An 18,480-nucleotide genomic window follows, 5' to 3' on the forward strand; every position below is an offset into this window, starting at 1 on the left:
TCTAGTCTGCAATAAATATCCTCTCTCCTGCCGTTTGCTCGGCGCGGGATTCACAGACAATGACTCCAACGCCGTTCTCGATTGTGATCTCAGTTCCAAATGGCGTCGACAGATCCTGGATCCGTTGCAGAATGGCCCGGCCTTGATGCCCGCGAGCAAGACGCGGAACACCGCGGTTGGCAAACCTTTTGGAGTGGCCAAGTTCGATGGGATACAACCGCGTTTCCGCGAGCTGATTATTTTCAAACCGGCTCACTGCAATGAAGCTTTCGTAGAATATCGGATCAGTAAAACCCGCGTCCGTCTCATATCCTTCTGCCATTTCTGCCAACGTCACTTCCGCATCGGTGTCAGTTCGCGGGTCCTTGCCGTATGCTGCGAACATGTCGGCGCCGACCGGCGTCCGGAGGTCGTCCATTATGAAGTTGCCAACGCTGTAGAAGATCGGCCGGCCCTTGTAGATCTCGATGCCCCTCAATTGGTGCGGCCCATGAACGATGTATGCGTCGGCCCCCGCGTCGATCATCTGACGTGCAAACGCTTGCTCGTAATCGGGAGGCTGCTGGCTCCAATTGCCAGGCTCATGGCCATGATTGGTGACGATGCAAAAATCGGCGAACTGTTTTCCCTGCCGAGTGTTGCGCAGGATGTTGGCGACGTCGGCTGGGTTGGGTCGGTAGCTGTAACCGGCGTCATCGCCGGTTATGTACGTCGCTCCAGCAAGCTTAAGGCGGGTTGAATCGCTTTGGCCGGGCCCATAGTTTGGCAGTGCGTCACGCACTTGTCGTAGATTTTCAAACATTGCCGGGGAAACGACAATCCGTTCTTCGAGACGAAGGGGATTAAGCCCAGGTCGGCCCGGGGCCTCACCCGCCGGATCGCAGGCACGCGACATTGGCGTAAACGTTGAGGCACATGATACCAGAGCCACCCGACCTCGCGGGGTCTCCAGGAAACGGGCGGCACTAGCTTGTGCCAGGTTTTCGCCAACCCCAGCGTAGACAATTCCGTTCTGATCGAGCGCCCGGCATGTCTCCCGCATGCCCTCAACTCCCCACTCGAATGTATGATTGTTGGCATAGCTCACCAAGTTGAAGCCCATGGACTTCAGATCAGGCCCGAGATCTGGCAGGCTGACGTGATAGGCACCACCGTGCTCGGCCTGTGGACTTCCTTTGAACGACCGAATGTCGAGGATATTGGTTTCCATATTCCCAAAAGTGGCGTCAGCATTGCGCAGGATCTCGACCACCTCACCGAACCCTGGATGGTGACCTTTTGTGAGCGGTCGCGTGACGATCAGGTCGCCAACTGCCGCCAGCGTGAAGCCATCTGCGACGTTTGTCTCAACGCAGCCATCGACGTCGTAGAGGCCTGGCTGAACCGGTCCATTATCATCATGCCCAGAATTAACCGCCAGCTTTTCCGTCATGAATCTATCCTCAATCGTTCGTTCGTTGAATTTTAAAGGCAATGAACTGTCTCTCATCCTGCCCAGCATGCTGAACATGCGGCCTGTGGGCCCGGTAGTCGGAGGTCCGGATGAGTCCTCACAAAGCAATGCGTGATGGGTGGCAGAGCCAAATTCTGGCACACATCGCCAGCTGTCCGCCAAGCCACGTTGTCAGCCCATCCGAAAAGAGGCTGCCGCGCAGCGGATTCGACGACAGCCAGTTCGCCCCGGAGGGCGGGGAAACTCGGACGTACCTTGCGGAGAAATCAACTCGCCAATCGTGCTTTCACGATTTTGGCCGCTGCCTCGTAGCCAATCGACGTCACAAGTTCTGTTGCGAACGCCGTACTATTTTGCAAGTTGGCTTCGCACCGTGCAGCGTTGGCCTGAACCCCCTCGACGCATGTTCTCCTAAATGTCCCGATCGCTTGCTTGAGGAGTTCCATGGCGTTGTGGATACTGAAAATGATCACCGGCTCCATGGCGTTCAGCTGAAGCTGCCCTGCTTCGGCAGCTATGCCGACGGTCGTGTCCATGCCGTAGACGCAGAAGCAGACTTGGTTCAGCGCTTCCGCTGCAACCGGGTTGACCTTTCCAGGCATCAACGAAGAACCCGGTTGAAGGGAGGGCAACACAATCTCGCCGATGCCCCCGCGCGGGCCGCTTGACAGGAGCCGAAAATCATTCGCGATCTTCGAAAGCTTCGCCGCAGTTCGCTTCAAAAGCCCCATGTGAAGCATGAATGCGCCCATGTCCCAACTTGCCTCCAGTAGATCTTTTGATCCGACCACTGGCAATTGCATGTTGCGGGATAAATTCTCGATCGCCCGCTGTCGGTAGGATGGGGTGGCTGCGACCCCGGTTCCGATTGCTGTACCGCCGAGGTTGACCTCCAGGAACAGCCGCTCTGTCTCGTCAAGACGGTCACAGTCTTCCAAAAGTGTCGTCGCGAACGCTGCGAACTCCTGTCCAAGCGTCATCGGAACAGCGTCCTGCAATTGTGTGCGCCCGAGCTTGCGGATGTCTGCAAACTCTTTTGCTTTGCAATTGAGAACCGTGGCGAGATCGGCGAGCGCATCGCGCAGTTGGCGGCTAGCCGGAATCACAGAAAGCCGGACGGCAGTCGCGTAGGCGTCGTTTGTTGATTGGCATCGGTTAACGTCGTCATTTGGATGAACCAAACGCCCCTCGCCCCTGACTCCGCCCAGCAATTCGCTCGCACGATTGGCCAGCACTTCGTTCATGTTCATATTGGTGGAGGTCCCTGCCCCACCTTGGAAGACGTCGACCAGAAATTCGTCGTCGTGTTTACCCGCCAGCACTTCCTGGCAAGCCAGCACGATCGCGTCTCGCTTTTCGTTCGGAAGCAATCCCTCGTCACAATTTGCTTGTGCAGCAGCCATCTTTACGTGGGCGAGTGCCTGTATGACGGACGGCATGGTCTTGATCGGTATGCCCGAGATCGGGAAGTTAGCGAGCGCTCTGGCCGTCTGGGCGCCATAATATCGCTCTGACGGCACGCTCACCGGGCCAAGCGGATCGTGTTCGATACGAGTGTCATTAGACATAGTGGCCTCGATTGTTCAGGCCGCGTTGCCTCGCGTAGCCCAGGATTACGGAAGATTCAGCAGCAGTTCCAGGCGACATCATCCCCGATTGATACAAACGACCTTTGGCTGGGTCATGTCTTCGTAGGCGAAGCGAACGCCCTCGCGGCCCATGCTGCCGTATTTGAAGCCGCCAAAGGGCATGGCATCGAAGCGGTAGTCGGAGCTATCGTTGATCATCACGCCGCCTGCCTCAATCCTGTTTGCTGCGTCGAGCGCCACATTGAGATCGTTGGTGAAGATGCCCGCATGCAGGCTGTATTCGGGGTCGTTGGCCATCTCGATGGCTTGATCTATGGTCTCGAACGGCGCCAGCATGACAACCGGGGCGAACACTTCCTCACTCCAGAGCCCGCAAGTTCGCGGCGTGCCTTCGAGCACCGTCGGATGATAAAGGGAGCCTTCCCGACGATGACCCCACAGCAGCGTGGCCCCAGCTGCGACTGCGTCATTGACAGCAGCTTCGGTCCGTTCGGCTGATTGGACGGAGATCATCGGGCCGACGTCGGTGTCGTCGCACAACGGATCGCCGGCTTTAAGTTTTTTGGTTCCAGCGACGAAGGCATCACGAAACCGCTCATAGATAGCCGCTTGCACCAGGACGCGCTGGGCGCCGATACAGTTTTGGCCAGCCGCCCAGAACGCGCCGGAAACGCAACCCTCAACAGCTTTATCGAAATCACAGTCATTCATCACTATCACTGGGGCATTGCCGCCCAACTCCATCGCCAGTTTCTTCAGCCCCGCCGTTCGGCTGATGGCTTCGCCGGTGGCAAAGCCACCGGTAAACGACACCATGCGGACATCGCGGGACGAGATGAAAGCAGTGACCAACTCCCTATCACCGTGAGCAATGGTAACGACATCGTCAGGCAGGCCGGCTTCCAAAAGAGCGTCAACGAGCTTGATGGCGGAGAACGGCGTCAAATTCGACGGCTTCAGCAGAACCGCGTTGCCGCCTGCGATCGCCGGGCCAAGCTTGTGCGCGACCAGGTTCAGCGGATCGTTATACGGGGTGATAGCGGTGATGATACCGAGCGGCTCCCGCGTGAACCAACCCTGGCGCTGTTCTGATCCGGCAAATGCATCGAAGGGGATGATCTCGCCTGCGTTGCGTTTTGCTTCCTCGGCCGAAAGCTTGAGCGTGTTGACACAACGACTAACTTCCTTGCGTGCCTGAACGATCGTCTTTCCGGCTTCGCGCACGATGGTCTCGGCAAAGGCATCACGGCGGCGCTCGATAAGTTGCGCGGCACCGTCGAGGATGCTTGCCCGCTTGTGCCGCGGCAGGTTGCGCGAGATCTCGGCCCCGCGACGGGCGCGAGCAATGAGTTCCCCGACGTCCTCTGCGTCCGTCGTGTCGACCGATCCGATCAGCGAGCCGTCAAACGGACTGTAAACAAATATGGGCTGCAAGCCAGTTTTGATCTGAAGTTTGGCGGCGGTCATAGACCAGCTCCCCTTTCCCTGATGAAGCGCCTGCATGACCGGCGGGTATGGTCTTCGGGCAGGGTGAGGTCTTACCCCCACCCTGTGCCCACTTGATGTGGTCGACAACGACAATCTGATTGCGACTGGCTGTTCAGGCGATGGCCTGGAAAACGCAAGCCGCTCTCGGTCAGAGCTTCTGGCCGTCGCGCACCAGGTCGTCCATGACCGAGCGCACTGCCTTCTCGGCAATCAAGACGATCTCGTCGATCTCTTCCTTGGTGGTGACCAGTGGCGGTGCGAAGCCGAGGATGTCGCCATGCGGCATCGCACGGGCGATCAGACCGCCGTCGCGAGCTGTCTTCGAGACACGTGCACCCACCTTCAGCGACGGATCGAAACGGGTCTTGCTCTCGCGGTCGCCGACGAACTCGATTGCACCCATCAGGCCAACACCACGCACCTCGCCGACGATCGGCAATTGCGCGAATTTTTCCTTGAGCTGCGCCTGGAAATAGGCGCCAACATCGCGGGCGTTCCCCGGCAGATCTTCCTTCTCAACGATGTCGAGTACGGCGTTGGCTGCGGCTGCGCCGATCGGATGGCCGGAATAGGTATAGCCATGCGAGAAAGCGCCGACCCTGTCGGCTCCGTCCTCCAGCACCTGATAGACCTTCTCCCCGACGATCGCTGCCGAGAGTGGGAAGTAGGCAGACGTCAGGCCCTTGGCGACCGTGATCAGGTCCGGTTCGATGGCATAATGTTGCGAGCCGAACATGGAGCCGGTGCGTCCAAAACCGGTGATCACTTCATCGGCGATTAGCAGCACGTCGTGCTTCTTCAGCACCGGCTGGATGGCCTCCCAATAGCCTTCCGGCGGCGGGGTGATACCGCCAGTGCCAAGCACCGGTTCAGCGATGAAACCGCCGACATTGTCAGGCCCAAGCTGTTCGATGAGCTGGTCGAGCTCAACAGCCCGGCGCGCGGAGAATTCCCGCTCGGTCTCGCCAGGATGGGCGCCCCAATAATGATGCGGCACGCCGGTATGGGTGATCTGCGGCAGCGGAAGGTCCATGTGATCATGGTAGAAGCTCATGCCGGTCATCGAACCGGAGACGACGCTGCAGCCGTGGTAGCCGCGCTCGCGTGAGATGATCTTCTTCTTTGTGGGCTTGCCGCGGAGGTTATTGTAGTACCAAACGAGCTTCGCCTGAGTCTCGTTGGCGTCGGAGCCGGACATGCCGTAGAACACCTTGCTCATCTTGCCCGGCGCCATCTTCACCAGACGGTCTGACAGGATCGCCAGTTCGTCGGTCGTGTGGGCGGCATAGGAGTGGTAATAGGCAAGCCGGTAGGCTTGGCGCGAGATCGCCTCGGCCACCTCGGTTCGGCCATAGCCGACATTGACGCAGTAAAGGCCGGCAAAGCCATCGATGAGCTGATTGCCGTAGGCGTCCTGGATGTGGATACCCTTGCCCGTTTCGACAATCGTCGGCTCGCCAAGCTTGCCGCTGGCAAAGTCCTGCAGCTGCGTGAACGGATGCAGGACCGAGTTGCGGTCCTTCTCGGCGATGTCCTTGATGTTGATGGTCATTCTGACCCCTTCCGTAGCGCGATGGAGTGAAGCGGCTGAAGCCAGCGTGATATGCTCCGCTGATTTCCCGCATCTATATTCGATGGTTCAATGTGCTGCGAAATTGATGCCGATTGACGGCGGATATAATGCCACCTATGCAGGAATTCTGCGAATTTTAAAGCTAGCTGCAGGATTTCACGACCATGGAACTCGACCGCGCGGACATCGCGCTTCTAAACGCCGTTCAAAAGAACAACAAGCTCACGTCCGAGGAACTGGCAGAACGAGCACATCTTTCACCGACAGCCTGCCAGCGCCGGCTCAAACGCTTGCGGGCCGAGGGCGTCATCGAGGCTGACGTTTCAATCGTGTCGCCGAAGGCAGTCGGCAGGCATGTGACGGTCGTCGTCCTGGTATCCCTCGAGCGAGAGAGGGCTGACATTATCGATCGCTTTAAGGCAGCAATCAAAAACACGCGCGAAGTCATGATCGGCTACTATGTAACCGGTGACGCCGACTTCCTGCTCGTCGTTACGGCAAAAGATATGGAGGATTACGAGCAGTTCACGCGTCGTTTCTTCTACGAGAACAATGATATTAAAGGGTTTAAAACAATGGTTGTCATGGACCGCGTGAAGGCTGGATTTGCCTTTCCGATCGAAGACTGAGAGTGTTTGGTCGACTAGGCCAAGGTGTCGTCTTCTCTTGCGCCGCACTCGTCAAGGCTTTTTTCCCTTCTCGCCAGATGCGGCGTGGCGCATGTCGACGATGCGGTGCGTGACGTGGTGCTGACGATCCATTGGAAGGGCGGTCAGCATTCGGAACTCAAGGTCCGTAAGCCTCAGACCGGTGAACACGGTTGTGCCACCACTGAGGATGCCCTGGCGGTGATGCGCAGCATGGCTGGTCGCTGGTCCGATGAACATATCGCCGCGTCGCTTAATCGAATGGGCATCCAACGGGGCAAGGAAAAACCTGACCGCGCATCGGGTCGTTTCTGTAAGGCGGGTACGTGCGATCCACGCGTACAAATCAGCCGACAAAGACGGCGAATGGCTGACCATGACCGAGGCTGCGGCGGCATTAGGCGTAACTAACCATCGAATACGCCATCTGACAAAGATGAAGGTGTTGTCCGCTGAAGAGGTGGTTCGCGGTGCGCCGTATCAAATTAGGGTCAGCGACCTGGCTTCTGCGAGGGTCCAAGCCGCGATAGCCCGAAAGGGCCGCCCGTGTCGCATTGCTGACATGGAGACGCTTCCAATGTTTACAGATACTGAGAGAAGGAGTGCACAATGACTCAGGTCCGGCAATCGGCCTGATGGATCGCTCGATAGTGTTGGAGTCGATCTCGATCCGGCCATCGTCGATAAATCTTGTCAGCCCGTCCCAGCGTGACAGGGCATAACGGATCGCCTCGGCCAGTTTTGTCTTCTGGAGGCCAAGCTCTTCGCGTAGCCAAGGAGCGAGGCTATCGGTGATCGGACGGCTACTTTCTTGCCGAGCGGTGCTGCGCTCTTTGTGCGTGCGACCACGTATCTCATCTTCGATCTTGTAGAGTTCAGCAATGCGTCTGAGTGCCTCGGTGGCAATGGGTGCGGGACCGGCGGCTGCCAGCTCGTAAAAGCGCCGACGGACATGCGACCAGCAATATGCCAGAGATACGGTGTTCTTGGCAGTCAACGGGCGATAGCCGCTATAGCCGTCTACCTGAAGAATGCCGACGAAGCCTCGAGATGGGCCATCGGACGCTCGGCTTTGCGATCCGGCGCGTAGACATAGACGACGCCGGGCGGATCGGTTCCCTGCCAAGGCCCGTCATCGCGGGAATACGCCCAGAGCTGGCCGGTCTTGGTCTTGCCCCGTCCCGGATCCAGCACGGGTGCTGTCGTTTCGCTACTCGCGCCTGATGCCGCAGCGATTAGCCCGTGGCCCGTGAGCGGACCGGGCTGCCATGCCTCTCCGAGTGCTGCTGTGCTGGATAGTCAGAGTGTCAAAACCATGAGAGCGGCGGTCCGCACGGCTATGCTGCGGGCAAAAAGATCAAAGGCTGCCAGCGACAATAATGGTCGATATGGACGGACGCGGGCACAGCAACGATGTCGTTCGGGGGAAGGAAATTCCGTTCCATGCACAGCGGGCACTCCTGCGACTTTTAGAGCCCTCCCATGCAAAGATATTTCATTTCGAGGTAGTCTTCTAGGCCATGCCACGAGCCCTCGCGTCCTATCCCGGATTGCTTGATGCCGCCAAATGGCGCAGCCTCCGAGGACATACGCCCCGTGTTGATGCCAACCATGCCATATTCCAACGCTTCAGCGACGCGCCAGACCCGCTTGAGGTTGGAAGCGTAGAAGTAGGCCGCCAGGCCGTAAATGGTGTCGTTGGCTTCGCGGATCACGTCGTCGGAGTCCTCGAAGCGGAAAAGTGGTGCAAGCGGGCCGAACGTCTCGTCCTGCGCCACAAGCGTCGTTTTCGCAACGTCCGTAACCACAGTCGGTTCGAAGAATGTTCCTGAAGTTCCAAGCCGACGTCCGCCGCAGCGAACCCTTGCCCCCTTCTGCACCGCATCGGTGATGTGTAATTCGATCTTTTCGAGCGCGTTCCCGTTGATCAATGGACCAATCGTCACATCAGGATCAAACCCGTCTCCGACCTTAAGCAATCGCACGCGCTCAGTGAACTTCTCGGCAAATTCAGCATAGACCCGCGACTGAACGTAAATCCGATTGGCGGATACGCAAGTCTGTCCAGCATTGCGAAACTTCGCTTGGATCGCTCCCTCAACCGCAGCATCGATCTCGGCGTCATCGAAGACAATAAAAGGGGCATTGCCGCCGAGTTCGAAGCTGATTCGCTTAATTTGGTCAGAGCACTGGCGCATGAGCAGCCGGCCGACCTCTGTCGAACCGGTAAAACTAATTTTCCGCACCTTAGGGTTGACGCATAGTTCGCGACCAATCGCATCACCTTCTGACGCATAGACCAGGTTCAAGACGCCGTTGGGGAAGCCAGCCAGCTTTGCCAAGTTGAACATAGCCGCAGCAATCAATGGCGTCTGCTCAGCGGGTTTGAGGACGACGGTACAACCGGCTGCAAGCGCCGGCGAAATCTTGCGCGTCACCATCGAAGCTGGGAAGTTCCAGGGAGTGATCGCGCCGACCACCCCGATCGGCTGCTTGATGACCAGCATTCGGCGATCAATCGACGGACCCGGGATGGTTTCGCCGTAAATGCGGTTGGCTTCCTCGGCATACCATTGCACATAGGCCGCCGCATGCGAGATCTCCGATTTGGCCTCTGCCAGCGGTTTTCCCATCTCCGCGGTCAGGATCGCTCCGAGATCGTCGCTATGCTCAATCATTAATTGGTGCCAGTTCCACAACACATCCGATCGTGCCCGAGCAGTCAGCCCAGCCCAGGCCTCTTTCGCGGCGTGAGCTCTTTCAATGGCGAACCGAGCATCCTCGGCACTCATGTCCGGTACTTCGGCCAGCAATTCTCCCGTGGACGGATTGAGCACGGCAAATCTTCTGCTTAGCCCTGCAGTCGAAGAACAACGGTCATTGGCAAGACCAAGGAATAGCTCCGGTCGGTTCAGGTGGCGCGTCAATGCTGTCGTTAGGGTCATTGCTCTTCCTACTCCCGATTGTGCACCCAGCCGTCTGTATTTCCGTCTGTCCAGAACGACAAAACTGGAGCGATGACGTCAGCGCCCTGGCTACATGCCTTACTGTCGTGGTCGGTCAAATCAGGGAAATGACAGCTTCGATCTCGACCTTCGCGCCTTTTGGGAGGCCCCTTACCTCGTAGCATGCGCGAGCGGGAAAGGCGGTCGAGAAAAAGCTCGCGTAAACGCGGTTGACGTCAGCGAAGTCACCCAGATCGGTTAGCAAGACGGTCGTCTTGATTGTCTTTGACAGTTCCGTACCGGCGGCCCTCGCGATCGCCTGAAGGTTTCTGAGGCACTGCTCGGCCTGCTCTACGGCGTTTGCGGAATTGAATTCGCCTGTGGCCGGATCAATTGGCAGTTGGCCCGAAACAAAGAGTAGATCGCCGGCCTTGATTGCTTGTGAGTATGGGCCGACGGCTCCAGGAGCGTCGGTCGTCGAAATTTGTTCAATCAAGGTTTTATCCTCCGTGAGATTTCTGACAGTGGCTTAAAGCGTAGCGGCTAACCGCCAGGTCAGTTGCGTCGATTTCGGGCTTTCGACCGGACACGAGATCAGCGATGACCCGGGCTGAGCCAAAGCTCATCGTCCAACCGAGTGTGCCGTGTCCGGTGTTGAGGAAGAGGCCCGCGATCTTGGTGGGACCAATCGCCGGCGTTCCATCCGGAGTCATCGGGCGAAGACCCGACCAGAATGTCGCCTCTTTTGCATCACCACCGGGAAAAAGATCCATGACGGAATGCTCGAGGGTGCTCCGGCGGGCTAGGCCGAGGTCGTTCGAATAGCCGGAGATTTCTGCCATGCCCCCGACGCGGATACGGTCACCAAGACGCGTGATCGCGATCTTGAAAGTTTCGTCCATGATCGTCGATTCCGGCGCCCGCGAGGAGTCAGTGATGGGGATAGTCAGGGAGTAGCCCTTGACCGGATAGACAGGGAGCTTGATGCCGTGGCATTTGAGAAGCAACGGAGAGTAGCTGCCAAGTGCCACAACAACTGCATCTGCTGGCAGGGTTCCCCATTTGGTCACAACGCCACGCACACGGCCGGCCTCGATATCCAAGCCCTTAATCTCCGTACTCCAGGAAAACCGGACGCCAAGCTGCTCTGCCTTTTTGGCCAGTTCGTTGGTGAACTTGAAGCAATCGCCAGTTTCGTCCTTCGGCGTCAACAGGCCACCAACGATCTTCTCGCGGACATGTGCGAGCGCCGGCTCAGTGCGAACGCAGGCATCACGATCGAGTACCTCGTAGGGAATGCCGTCGGCTGCAAGCGCCTCGACGTCCTTGGCGGAGGCATCGAGCTGTACCTGCGTGCGGAAGAGCTGCAGCGTGCCCTGCATACGTTGGTCGTATTCGATGGCAGTCTCTTTGCGCAGGGCAGCGAGGGAGATACGACTGTAGTCAGCCAGCCGTAGCATGCGGCTCTTGTTGATAGCATAGCGCTCGGAAGTGCAGTTCGATAGGATCTTTAAAAGCCATGACAGCATGGCGCCATCGATCTTTGGCCGCAGGATCAGCGGCGCACGTTCCATGAATAGCCATTTCAAAGCCTTCATCGGAATTCCTGGCGCTGCCCAAGGCGAGCAGTATCCGAAGGAAACTTCGCCTGCATTGGCGAAGCTTGTCTCAAGCGCCGGACCTTTCTGCCTGTCGATAACGGTTACCGTGTGACCAGCTTTTGCCAGCTGGTAAGCGGAGGTGACGCCAACAATGCCGGCGCCTAGAACGATGACCCTCATAATGTCCCCATGGATGCAACGGCCATAGCCTTTTCCTCTCGATGCAGCCGTATCAGTGGTTCATTCTTACGGATGTTCATTCGGAGTGATTCTGGAAATCGAGGTGTGGCAACTCCAGTCTGCGAAAATTCCCTCCGGATGGACAACCTCAAAGCTCACTTCCAGCCGACAATGGCATCCTCGAGATGGCGACTGCGATAAAAAAGGACCGGTGGCACCGGAATTTTCGTCAATGGATAACAGTTGGACGATATCATTCAGGCAACGTTCGAAATCCAGTTCAAAAGAGCAGTCTTCGGTGTTGCACCGACCAGCTTATCGACAAGTTCGCCGCGCTTGAAGATTGCAAGGGTCGGAATAGACTCCACACCAAATTGCGAGGCGAGTTCTGGGTTCTCATCGACATTCAGCTTGGCGAATTTGACCTTGCCTTCCGATTCGACGGCGATTTCCTCGAGCACCTGAGCAATCACTATGCAGGGGCCGCACCAAGCGGCCCAGAAATCGACCACGACCGGTTTTTCGGATTCCAGAACTTCTGATTGAAAGCTCTCTTTATCAACATTGCAAATAGACATGGGCGACTCCTTGAAATTGGGGTGTCATGTGATTGTGCGATCTCAATGTGATGATGTCGCCGCTCCTTTCTGTCATGAGTAGTACATCTGGAACTCAACCGGGTGCGGGGTTGTCTCTAAAAGAGTAACCTCTTCCATTTTCAGCTTGATATAGCTGTCGATGAAATCATCGTTAAAGACGCCACCGGCCTTGAGGAAGGCGCGGTCGTCGTGGAGACTGTCAAGAGCTTCGCGCAACGATAGAGAGACGGTCGAAATTTTTTCCTTTTCGTGCAGTGGCAGATCGTAGAGGTCTTTGTCGATCGCTGGACCTGGATCGATCTTGTTCCTGATGCCATCGAGACCGGCCATTTGGATGGCGGCGAAGGCGAGATAGGGGTTGGCGGCCGGATCCGGGAAGCGGACCTCCACACGCTTTGCCTCCGGATTGGAGCCGAACGGAATACGGCAGGCGGCCGATCGATTGCGGGCCGAATAGGCAAGCAACACAGGTGCTTCGTAACCCGGGACGAGACGCTTGTAGGAATTCGTTGACGGGTTGGTGAAGGCGTTGAGCGCTTTGGCATGCTTGATGATGCCGCCGATATAGTACAGGCAGCTCTCCGAAAGGCCGGCATATTCGTCGCCGGCAAATATCGGCTTGTCGCCCTTCCACAGCGATAGGTGCACGTGCATGCCCGAGCCATTCACGCCAATGACCGGCTTCGGCATGAATGTCGCCGTCTTGCCGTAACGTTCAGCGACATTGCGGACGCAGTATTTGAAGATCTGCACCTCGTCGGCGCTGCGAACCAGGGTCTTGAACTGCGTGCTGATCTCGTGCTGGGCAGGAGCCACTTCGTGGTGGTGCTTTTCCACTGTCACGCCCATCGATCTTATCTGTGCTGACATCTCGCTGCGCATTTCTTGACCAGAATCCTCCGGCGGCGTTGACAGATAGCCGGCCTTGGTCTGGATGCGGTGGCCGAGATTCCCTCCTTCGTAAGACTTATCACTGTTGATCGGCAGCTCCGCGGAATCGAGTTTGAAGCCGGTGTTGTAGGGGTCAGCCTGGTACTTAACGTCGTCGAAGACGAAGAACTCGGGCTCGGCACCCACATGCACCGTGTCGGCGATTCCAATCGACCGCACGTAATTCTCAGCCTTTTCGGCTATGGCGCGTGGGTCGCGGTTGTAGCGCTCACCCGTGACAGGTTCGAAAATGTTGCAGATGATCGTCAGCGTGGGTACCGAGAGGAACGGATCCATTTGGGCGGTCGTCGGATCTGGAATAAGGCCCATGTCGGACTCGTTGATCGCCTTCCAGCCGTCAAAGGACGAACCGTCTATCATTAAACCTTTAGTCATTGTGTCCGAGTCGATTATTGCGACGTCGTATGTGATGTGCTTCAACTTGCCGCCTATTTCCGTGAAGCGGAAGTCGATTTCTTGGACGTCGTTGTCTTTGATAAGCTTGAGCAGCCTTTTTAGCGGGTCCATGTTTGGTCCTTCGCCGCGTCGATCAAAGTCAGCTTAACCCGTTGAAGCGGGAGCATTTTCAGTAGGCTCGATGTCGGGACGATTTCTCCTCTTGCCTGTCCACCAATCTGTGCAATTTCGATGCCGAACGGAAAACGCTTGTGAAAACAGCACGTTAACTTTCTGTGACGATATTTATGGCCGACATTGTCGGACAAAACCAAACGATTTTGTCGCTGCCACTTCCGTTCACTTGGTTTCCCTCTTCACCAGCAAGCGGCCTTGGCCTCGCGGAATACACTTGCGGAACTTCAGACGGTATTCGGCCCAGTTGTCGAGAATCTCAGTGGCGCGGGCCGAGCCCGTATAGTGCAGATGGTTGGAGATCAGCTGGTAGAGAAGCTCCTCGTCATGGCGCGTCATGTGTCCGGAGACGTCGACCCGTCCCTTGTGCATGAGATCACCGCCGTGATGGTGCAGCTTCTCCAGCATGTCGTCTTCCTCGGGCAACGGCTCGAGCTCGACCATCGCCATGTTGCAGCGGCTGGCGAAATCACCGGTTTCATCGAGCACGTAGGCGACACCGCCGGACATGCCGGCTGCGAAGTTGCGGCCCGTGGCGCCGAGCACGACGACGACGCCGCCGGTCATGTATTCGCAGCCATGGTCGCCGACACCCTCGACGATGGCGATCGCGCCCGAATTGCGCACGGCGAAACGTTCGCCCGCCACGCCGCGGAAATAGCACTCGCCCTCGGTCGCACCATAAAGCACGGTGTTGCCGACGATGATCGAGTCCTCGGCCACGATCCTTGAATTCTCCGGCGGCCGGATGATGATCTTGCCGCCTGAAAGCCCCTTGCCGACATAGTCGTTGCCGTCGCCGATCAGGTTGAAGGTGACGCCGCGTGCCAGGAAGGCGCCGAAGCTCTGTCCCGCCGTGCCGCGAAGCGTCACATTGATCGTGTCTTCCTTCAGACCGCGATGGCGATAACGCTTGGCGACCTCGCCAGAAAGCATCGCGCCCACCGAACGGTCGACGTTCTTGATGCCGACCTCGAAGGCGACGGGTGTCTTGGCCGTCAGTGCCGGCTGCGCCTGTTCGATCAGCACGCGGTCGAGAATGTCGTCGATCGGGTGCTTCTGCCGGCTCGTCCAGAAGGTCTCTTCCTTGGGAGCGTCAACCTTGTGGAAGATGCGGCTGAAGTCGAGGCCCTTGGCCTTCAAGTGCGACAGCATCTCGTCCTTCTCCAGCAGCTCCGAGGCGCCGATGATCTCGTCAAGCCGGGTGAAGCCGAGCGAGGCGAGGATTTCGCGCACTTCGTTGGCGACGAAGAAGAAGTAGTTGATGACGTGCTCCGGCGCACCCTTGAAGCGCTTGCGCAGCGCCGGATTCTGGGTCGCCACGCCCACCGGACAGGTGTTGAGATGGCACCCGCGACACATGATGCAGCCGGCGGCAATCAGCGGCGCGGTGGCAAAGCCGAATTCGTCGGCTCCAAGCAGCGCCCCGATGATGACGTCGCGGCCTGTCTTCAGGCCGCCGTCTACCTGCAGGGCGACACGTGAACGCAAACCCTTCAGCACCAGCGTCTGCTGGGTCCCGGCAAGGCCGATTTCCCAGGGGCTGCCGGCATGTTTCAGCGACGTTAGTGGCGACGCACCCGTACCGCCGTCGGAGCCCGAAATAGTAATATGATCGGCGCCTGCCTTGGCGACACCGGCGGCAACCGTGCCGACGCCAACTTCAGAGACCAGCTTGACCGAGACATCGGCGGCCGGGTTGACGTTCTTCAGATCGTAGATCAGCTGCGCCAGATCTTCGATGGAATAGATGTCGTGGTGCGGCGGCGGCGAGATCAAGTCGACACCCGGGGTCGAATGGCGGGTCTTGGCAATGGTCGCATCGACCTTGTGACCCGGCAGCTGGCCACCTTCGCCAGGCTTGGCGCCCTGCGCCATCTTGATCTGCAGCATGTCGGCATTGACGAGATATTCGGTCGTGACGCCGAAGCGGCCCGAGGCGATCTGCTTGATCGCCGAACGTTCCGGGTTCATCGAACCATTGGCCAGCGGTATGTAGCGGTCGGATTCTTCGCCGCCCTCGCCGGTGTTCGACTTGCCGCCGATCCGGTTCATGGCGATCGCCAGGGTCGTATGCGCCTCCCTGGAAATCGAGCCGAAGGACATCGCCCCCGTCGAGAAACGCTTGACGATATCGGCCGCCGGCTCGACCTCGTCGATCGATACCGGCTTGCGGCCGAGCGCTTCGGCGCTCTTGATCTTGAACAGCCCGCGGATCGTGTTCATGCGCAGCGCCGAATTGTTCAACATGTCGGCGAATTCGCGGTAGCGGTCCTCGGCATTGCCGCACGCGGCATGCTGAAGGGCTGCGACCGCATCCGGTGTCCAGGCATGGCTTTCGCCGCCTTTTTGTCGGGCATATTCGCCGCCGATATCGAGTGTCGTGGCAAGAAGTGGATCGGTACCGAAGGCCGCGTTATGGCGGGCGACGGTTTCCGCGGCGATCGCCTCGAGGCCGACGCCTTCGATCTTCGTCGCGGTGCCTAAGAAATACTTGTCGACCAGTTCCGACTGCAGGCCGATCGCATCGAAGATCTGCGCGCCGCAATAGGACTGGTAGGTCGAGATGCCCATCTTCGACATGACCTTGAGGATGCCTTTGCCGACTGCCTTGATGTAGCGGTAGACGACTTCGGAAAAATCCACTTCCTTCGGGAATTCGCCCTTGGCATGCATGTCGAGCAACGTGTCGAAGGCAAGATAAGGGTTGATCGCCTCGGCGCCGTAGCCGGCGAGCAGGCAGAAATGATGAACCTCGCGCGGTTCGCCGGACTCGACGACGAGACCGACCGAGGTGCGCAGTCCCTTGCGGATCAGGTGATGGTGCACGGCAGCTGTGGCAAGCAATGCGGGAATCGCGATCCGGTCCGGCCCGATCTGGCGGTCGGAGAGCACGATGATGTTGGAGCCGCCCTTGACGGCCGCTTCTGCGCGCTCACAGAGCTGGTCGAGCATCTCGGGCATGCCTTCGGCACCACGCTCGATATCATAGGTGAAATCGAGCGTCTTGGTGTCGAAACGGTCGGTCGAGCGGATCTTTTCAAGATCGCCATTGGTCAGGATTGGCTGGCGAACCTTGAGCCACTTGACGTTCGCCGCACCCTCGTGGTCGAGAATGTTCGGCCGCGGCCCGATGAAGGACTCCAGGTTCATCACCAGTTCCTCGCGGATCGGGTCGATCGGCGGGTTGGTCACCTGCGCGAAGTTCTGCTTGAAATAGGTGTAGAGCAGCTTCGACTTTTCCGACATCGCCGAGATGGGCGTGTCCATTCCCATCGAGCCGAGAGCCTCTTCGCCGTTAATGACCATTGGCTTCAAGACCGTCGCCAAGTCCTCCGCAGTGTAGCCGAAGGCCTGCTGGCGGTCGAGCAGCGACACGTCGCGGCGCAGCGCCCGCGGCTCCGCCCGCTTCAGGTCTTCGAGGATGAGCTGGGTGCGGTTGAGCCAGCTGCGATAGGGATGCGCTGTCGCAAGCTGCGACTTCACCTCGTCGTCGGAGATGACGCGGCGTTCTACCATGTCGATCAGCAGCATCTTGCCCGGCTGCAGGCGCCCCTTCTGGATGATCTTCTCCTCCGGAACCGGCAGCACGCCGGCTTCGGACGCCATGATGACGCGGTCGTCATCGGTGACGAGGTAGCGCGCCGGCCGCAGGCCGTTGCGGTCGAGCTTGGCGCCGATCTGCTTGCCGTCGGTGAAGGCGATGGCAGTCGGTCCGTCCCATGGTTCCATCTGTGCGGCGTGATATTCGTAGAAAGCCTTGAGTTCGGCGGCCATCGAGTGGTCTCCGGCCCAGGGTTCCGGGATTAGCATCATCATCGCATGCGCCATCGAATAACCGCCGCGCACCAGGAATTCGAGTGTGTCGTTGAGATAGGCGGTGTCCGACTGCCCTTTTTCGAAGATCGGCCAGAGCTTGGAGATGTCCTCGCCGAACAGCGACGAGGAGACCGAGGCCTGGCGGCGCGCCTCCATCCATTTGACGTTGCCGTTCACCGTGTTGATCTCGCCGTTATGGGCGATCATGCTGTAGGGATGCGCGAGCTTCCACGATGGGAAGGTGTTGGTCGAGAAGCGCTGATGCACCAGGGCGACCGCGCTTTCGAAACGCGGATCCGACAGATCCTTGTAATAGACGCCGACCTGATAGGCCAGGAACATGCCCTTGTAGACCACCGTCGCCGACGACAGCGATACCGGATAGAAATTGCTCTCCTCGCCGTCGAACTCGTCATAGATGCGGTTGGAGATCACCTTGCGCAGCGTGAACAGCCGGCGCTCGAACTCGTCGTTGTTTTCGGCATCCTCGCCGGCGCCGATGAAGACCTGCACATGATGCGGCTCGGTTGCGGCAATGGCCGGCGCCTTGGAGAGCGAGGAATTGTCGACCGGCACGTCGCGGAAGCCGATGAAGACCTGACCTTCCTCGGTAATGACGTCCTTGATCACCTTCTTGAAGTGCTCGATCTGCTTTTCATCGCGGGGCATGAAGATATGGCCGACGCCATATTCGCCGACCGGCGGCAGGGTGATGCCCTGCTCGGCCATTTCCTCGCGGAAGAAACGGTCGGGGATCTGCACCAGGATGCCGGCGCCGTCACCCACCAGCGGATCGGCCCCGACGGCGCCGCGATGCATCAGTCTCTCGAGCATGCCCAGACCATCCACGACGTTCCGGTGCGACCTATGGCCCTTTAGATGCGCGACGAAGCCGAAGCCGCAGGCATCACGCTCGTTCCGTGGATCGTAAAGGCCCTGGGCACGAGGCTTGATCGCATTGGCAGCAATCTTCTTGGCTGTCGGACTTGAGCTGAATGTTGGCATGACTTGGCCCTCTTCTGCTCCTCTTTCCCACCAGCGATGCTGGTGAGGAATATCAGCGGC

11 protein-coding genes and 3 pseudogenes are annotated in these 18,480 nt (G+C 58.4%); 3 read left to right on the forward strand and 11 right to left on the reverse strand.

All coding sequences use genetic code 11. The features are described 5' to 3' along the window. Position 1: 1 nt before the first annotated feature. From HJB82_RS15060 to HJB82_RS15075, 4 genes are all read right to left on the reverse strand, one after another. Positions 2-1,432 carry a CapA family protein gene (locus HJB82_RS15060; RefSeq protein ID WP_221140426.1) on the reverse strand — a complete coding sequence of 477 codons (1,431 nt, stop codon included), beginning with the start codon at positions 1,430-1,432 and terminating at the stop codon, positions 2-4. A 287-nt stretch (positions 1,433-1,719) separates the two neighbouring features. Further along, entirely contained in the window at positions 1,720-3,021 is a 1,302-nt protein-coding gene (locus tag HJB82_RS15065) for an aspartate ammonia-lyase (RefSeq protein ID WP_221140427.1), read from the reverse strand. A gap of 78 nt (positions 3,022-3,099) precedes the next feature. Beyond that, positions 3,100-4,509 carry an aldehyde dehydrogenase family protein gene (locus HJB82_RS15070; RefSeq protein ID WP_221140428.1) on the reverse strand — a complete coding sequence of 470 codons (1,410 nt, stop codon included), beginning with the start codon at positions 4,507-4,509 and terminating at the stop codon, positions 3,100-3,102. Positions 4,510-4,678: 169 nt separating this feature from the next. After that, the gene (locus HJB82_RS15075; RefSeq protein WP_221140429.1) at positions 4,679-6,082 is read right to left on the reverse strand and encodes an aspartate aminotransferase family protein; all 1,404 of its coding nucleotides are present in this window, start codon (positions 6,080-6,082) and stop codon (positions 4,679-4,681) included. A 185-nt stretch (positions 6,083-6,267) separates the two neighbouring features. Here HJB82_RS15075 and HJB82_RS15080 point away from each other — a divergent pair, with 185 nt between their 5' ends. Further along, positions 6,268-6,732: an Lrp/AsnC family transcriptional regulator gene (locus tag HJB82_RS15080; protein ID WP_115097769.1), complete on the forward strand. Its 465-nt coding sequence runs from the start codon at positions 6,268-6,270 to the stop codon at positions 6,730-6,732. Between the two features lie 84 nt (positions 6,733-6,816). Beyond that, positions 6,817-7,363, forward strand: a pseudogene (locus HJB82_RS31600) (serine recombinase); the annotation flags it as partial. A gap of 9 nt (positions 7,364-7,372) precedes the next feature. Here HJB82_RS31600 and tnpC read toward each other — a convergent pair. Then, positions 7,373-7,965, reverse strand: a pseudogene (gene tnpC / locus HJB82_RS15090) (IS66 family transposase); the annotation flags it as partial. Between the two features lie 46 nt (positions 7,966-8,011). Here tnpC and HJB82_RS31995 point away from each other — a divergent pair. Then, positions 8,012-8,150 (forward strand): annotated as a pseudogene (locus HJB82_RS31995) (IS5/IS1182 family transposase); the annotation flags it as partial. Positions 8,151-8,219: 69 nt separating this feature from the next. Here the strand turns inward: HJB82_RS31995 and HJB82_RS15095 are convergent. The 6 genes from HJB82_RS15095 to gltB all read right to left on the reverse strand — a co-directional run bounded on the left by HJB82_RS15095 (position 8,220) and on the right by gltB (position 18,420). Beyond that, positions 8,220-9,695: an NAD-dependent succinate-semialdehyde dehydrogenase gene (locus tag HJB82_RS15095; RefSeq protein WP_221140436.1), complete on the reverse strand. Its 1,476-nt coding sequence runs from the start codon at positions 9,693-9,695 to the stop codon at positions 8,220-8,222. 115 nt (positions 9,696-9,810) lie between these two features. After that, positions 9,811-10,191: a RidA family protein gene (locus HJB82_RS15100; RefSeq protein ID WP_206990217.1), complete on the reverse strand. Its 381-nt coding sequence runs from the start codon at positions 10,189-10,191 to the stop codon at positions 9,811-9,813. A 4-nt stretch (positions 10,192-10,195) separates the two neighbouring features. Next, positions 10,196-11,476: a D-amino acid dehydrogenase gene (locus HJB82_RS15105; RefSeq protein WP_221140438.1), complete on the reverse strand. Its 1,281-nt coding sequence runs from the start codon at positions 11,474-11,476 to the stop codon at positions 10,196-10,198. A gap of 257 nt (positions 11,477-11,733) precedes the next feature. Further along, a complete protein-coding gene (trxA, locus tag HJB82_RS15110) occupies positions 11,734-12,054 on the reverse strand; it encodes a thioredoxin (protein WP_221140439.1) in 321 nt (106 codons plus the stop codon). Between the two features lie 72 nt (positions 12,055-12,126). Further along, complete coding sequence (glnA, locus tag HJB82_RS15115) at positions 12,127-13,533, reverse strand: type I glutamate--ammonia ligase (RefSeq protein ID WP_221140441.1); 1,407 nt, start codon at positions 13,531-13,533, stop codon at positions 12,127-12,129. Positions 13,534-13,761: 228 nt separating this feature from the next. Further along, positions 13,762-18,420 (reverse strand): glutamate synthase large subunit, encoded by a 4,659-nt coding sequence (gene gltB, locus HJB82_RS15120; RefSeq protein WP_246638873.1) that lies wholly within the window; start codon positions 18,418-18,420, stop codon positions 13,762-13,764. Positions 18,421-18,480 lie beyond the last annotated feature (60 nt).

It is taken from the genome of Rhizobium sp. NZLR10 (assembly GCF_019685125.1).
Lineage (GTDB): Bacteria > Pseudomonadota > Alphaproteobacteria > Rhizobiales > Rhizobiaceae > Rhizobium.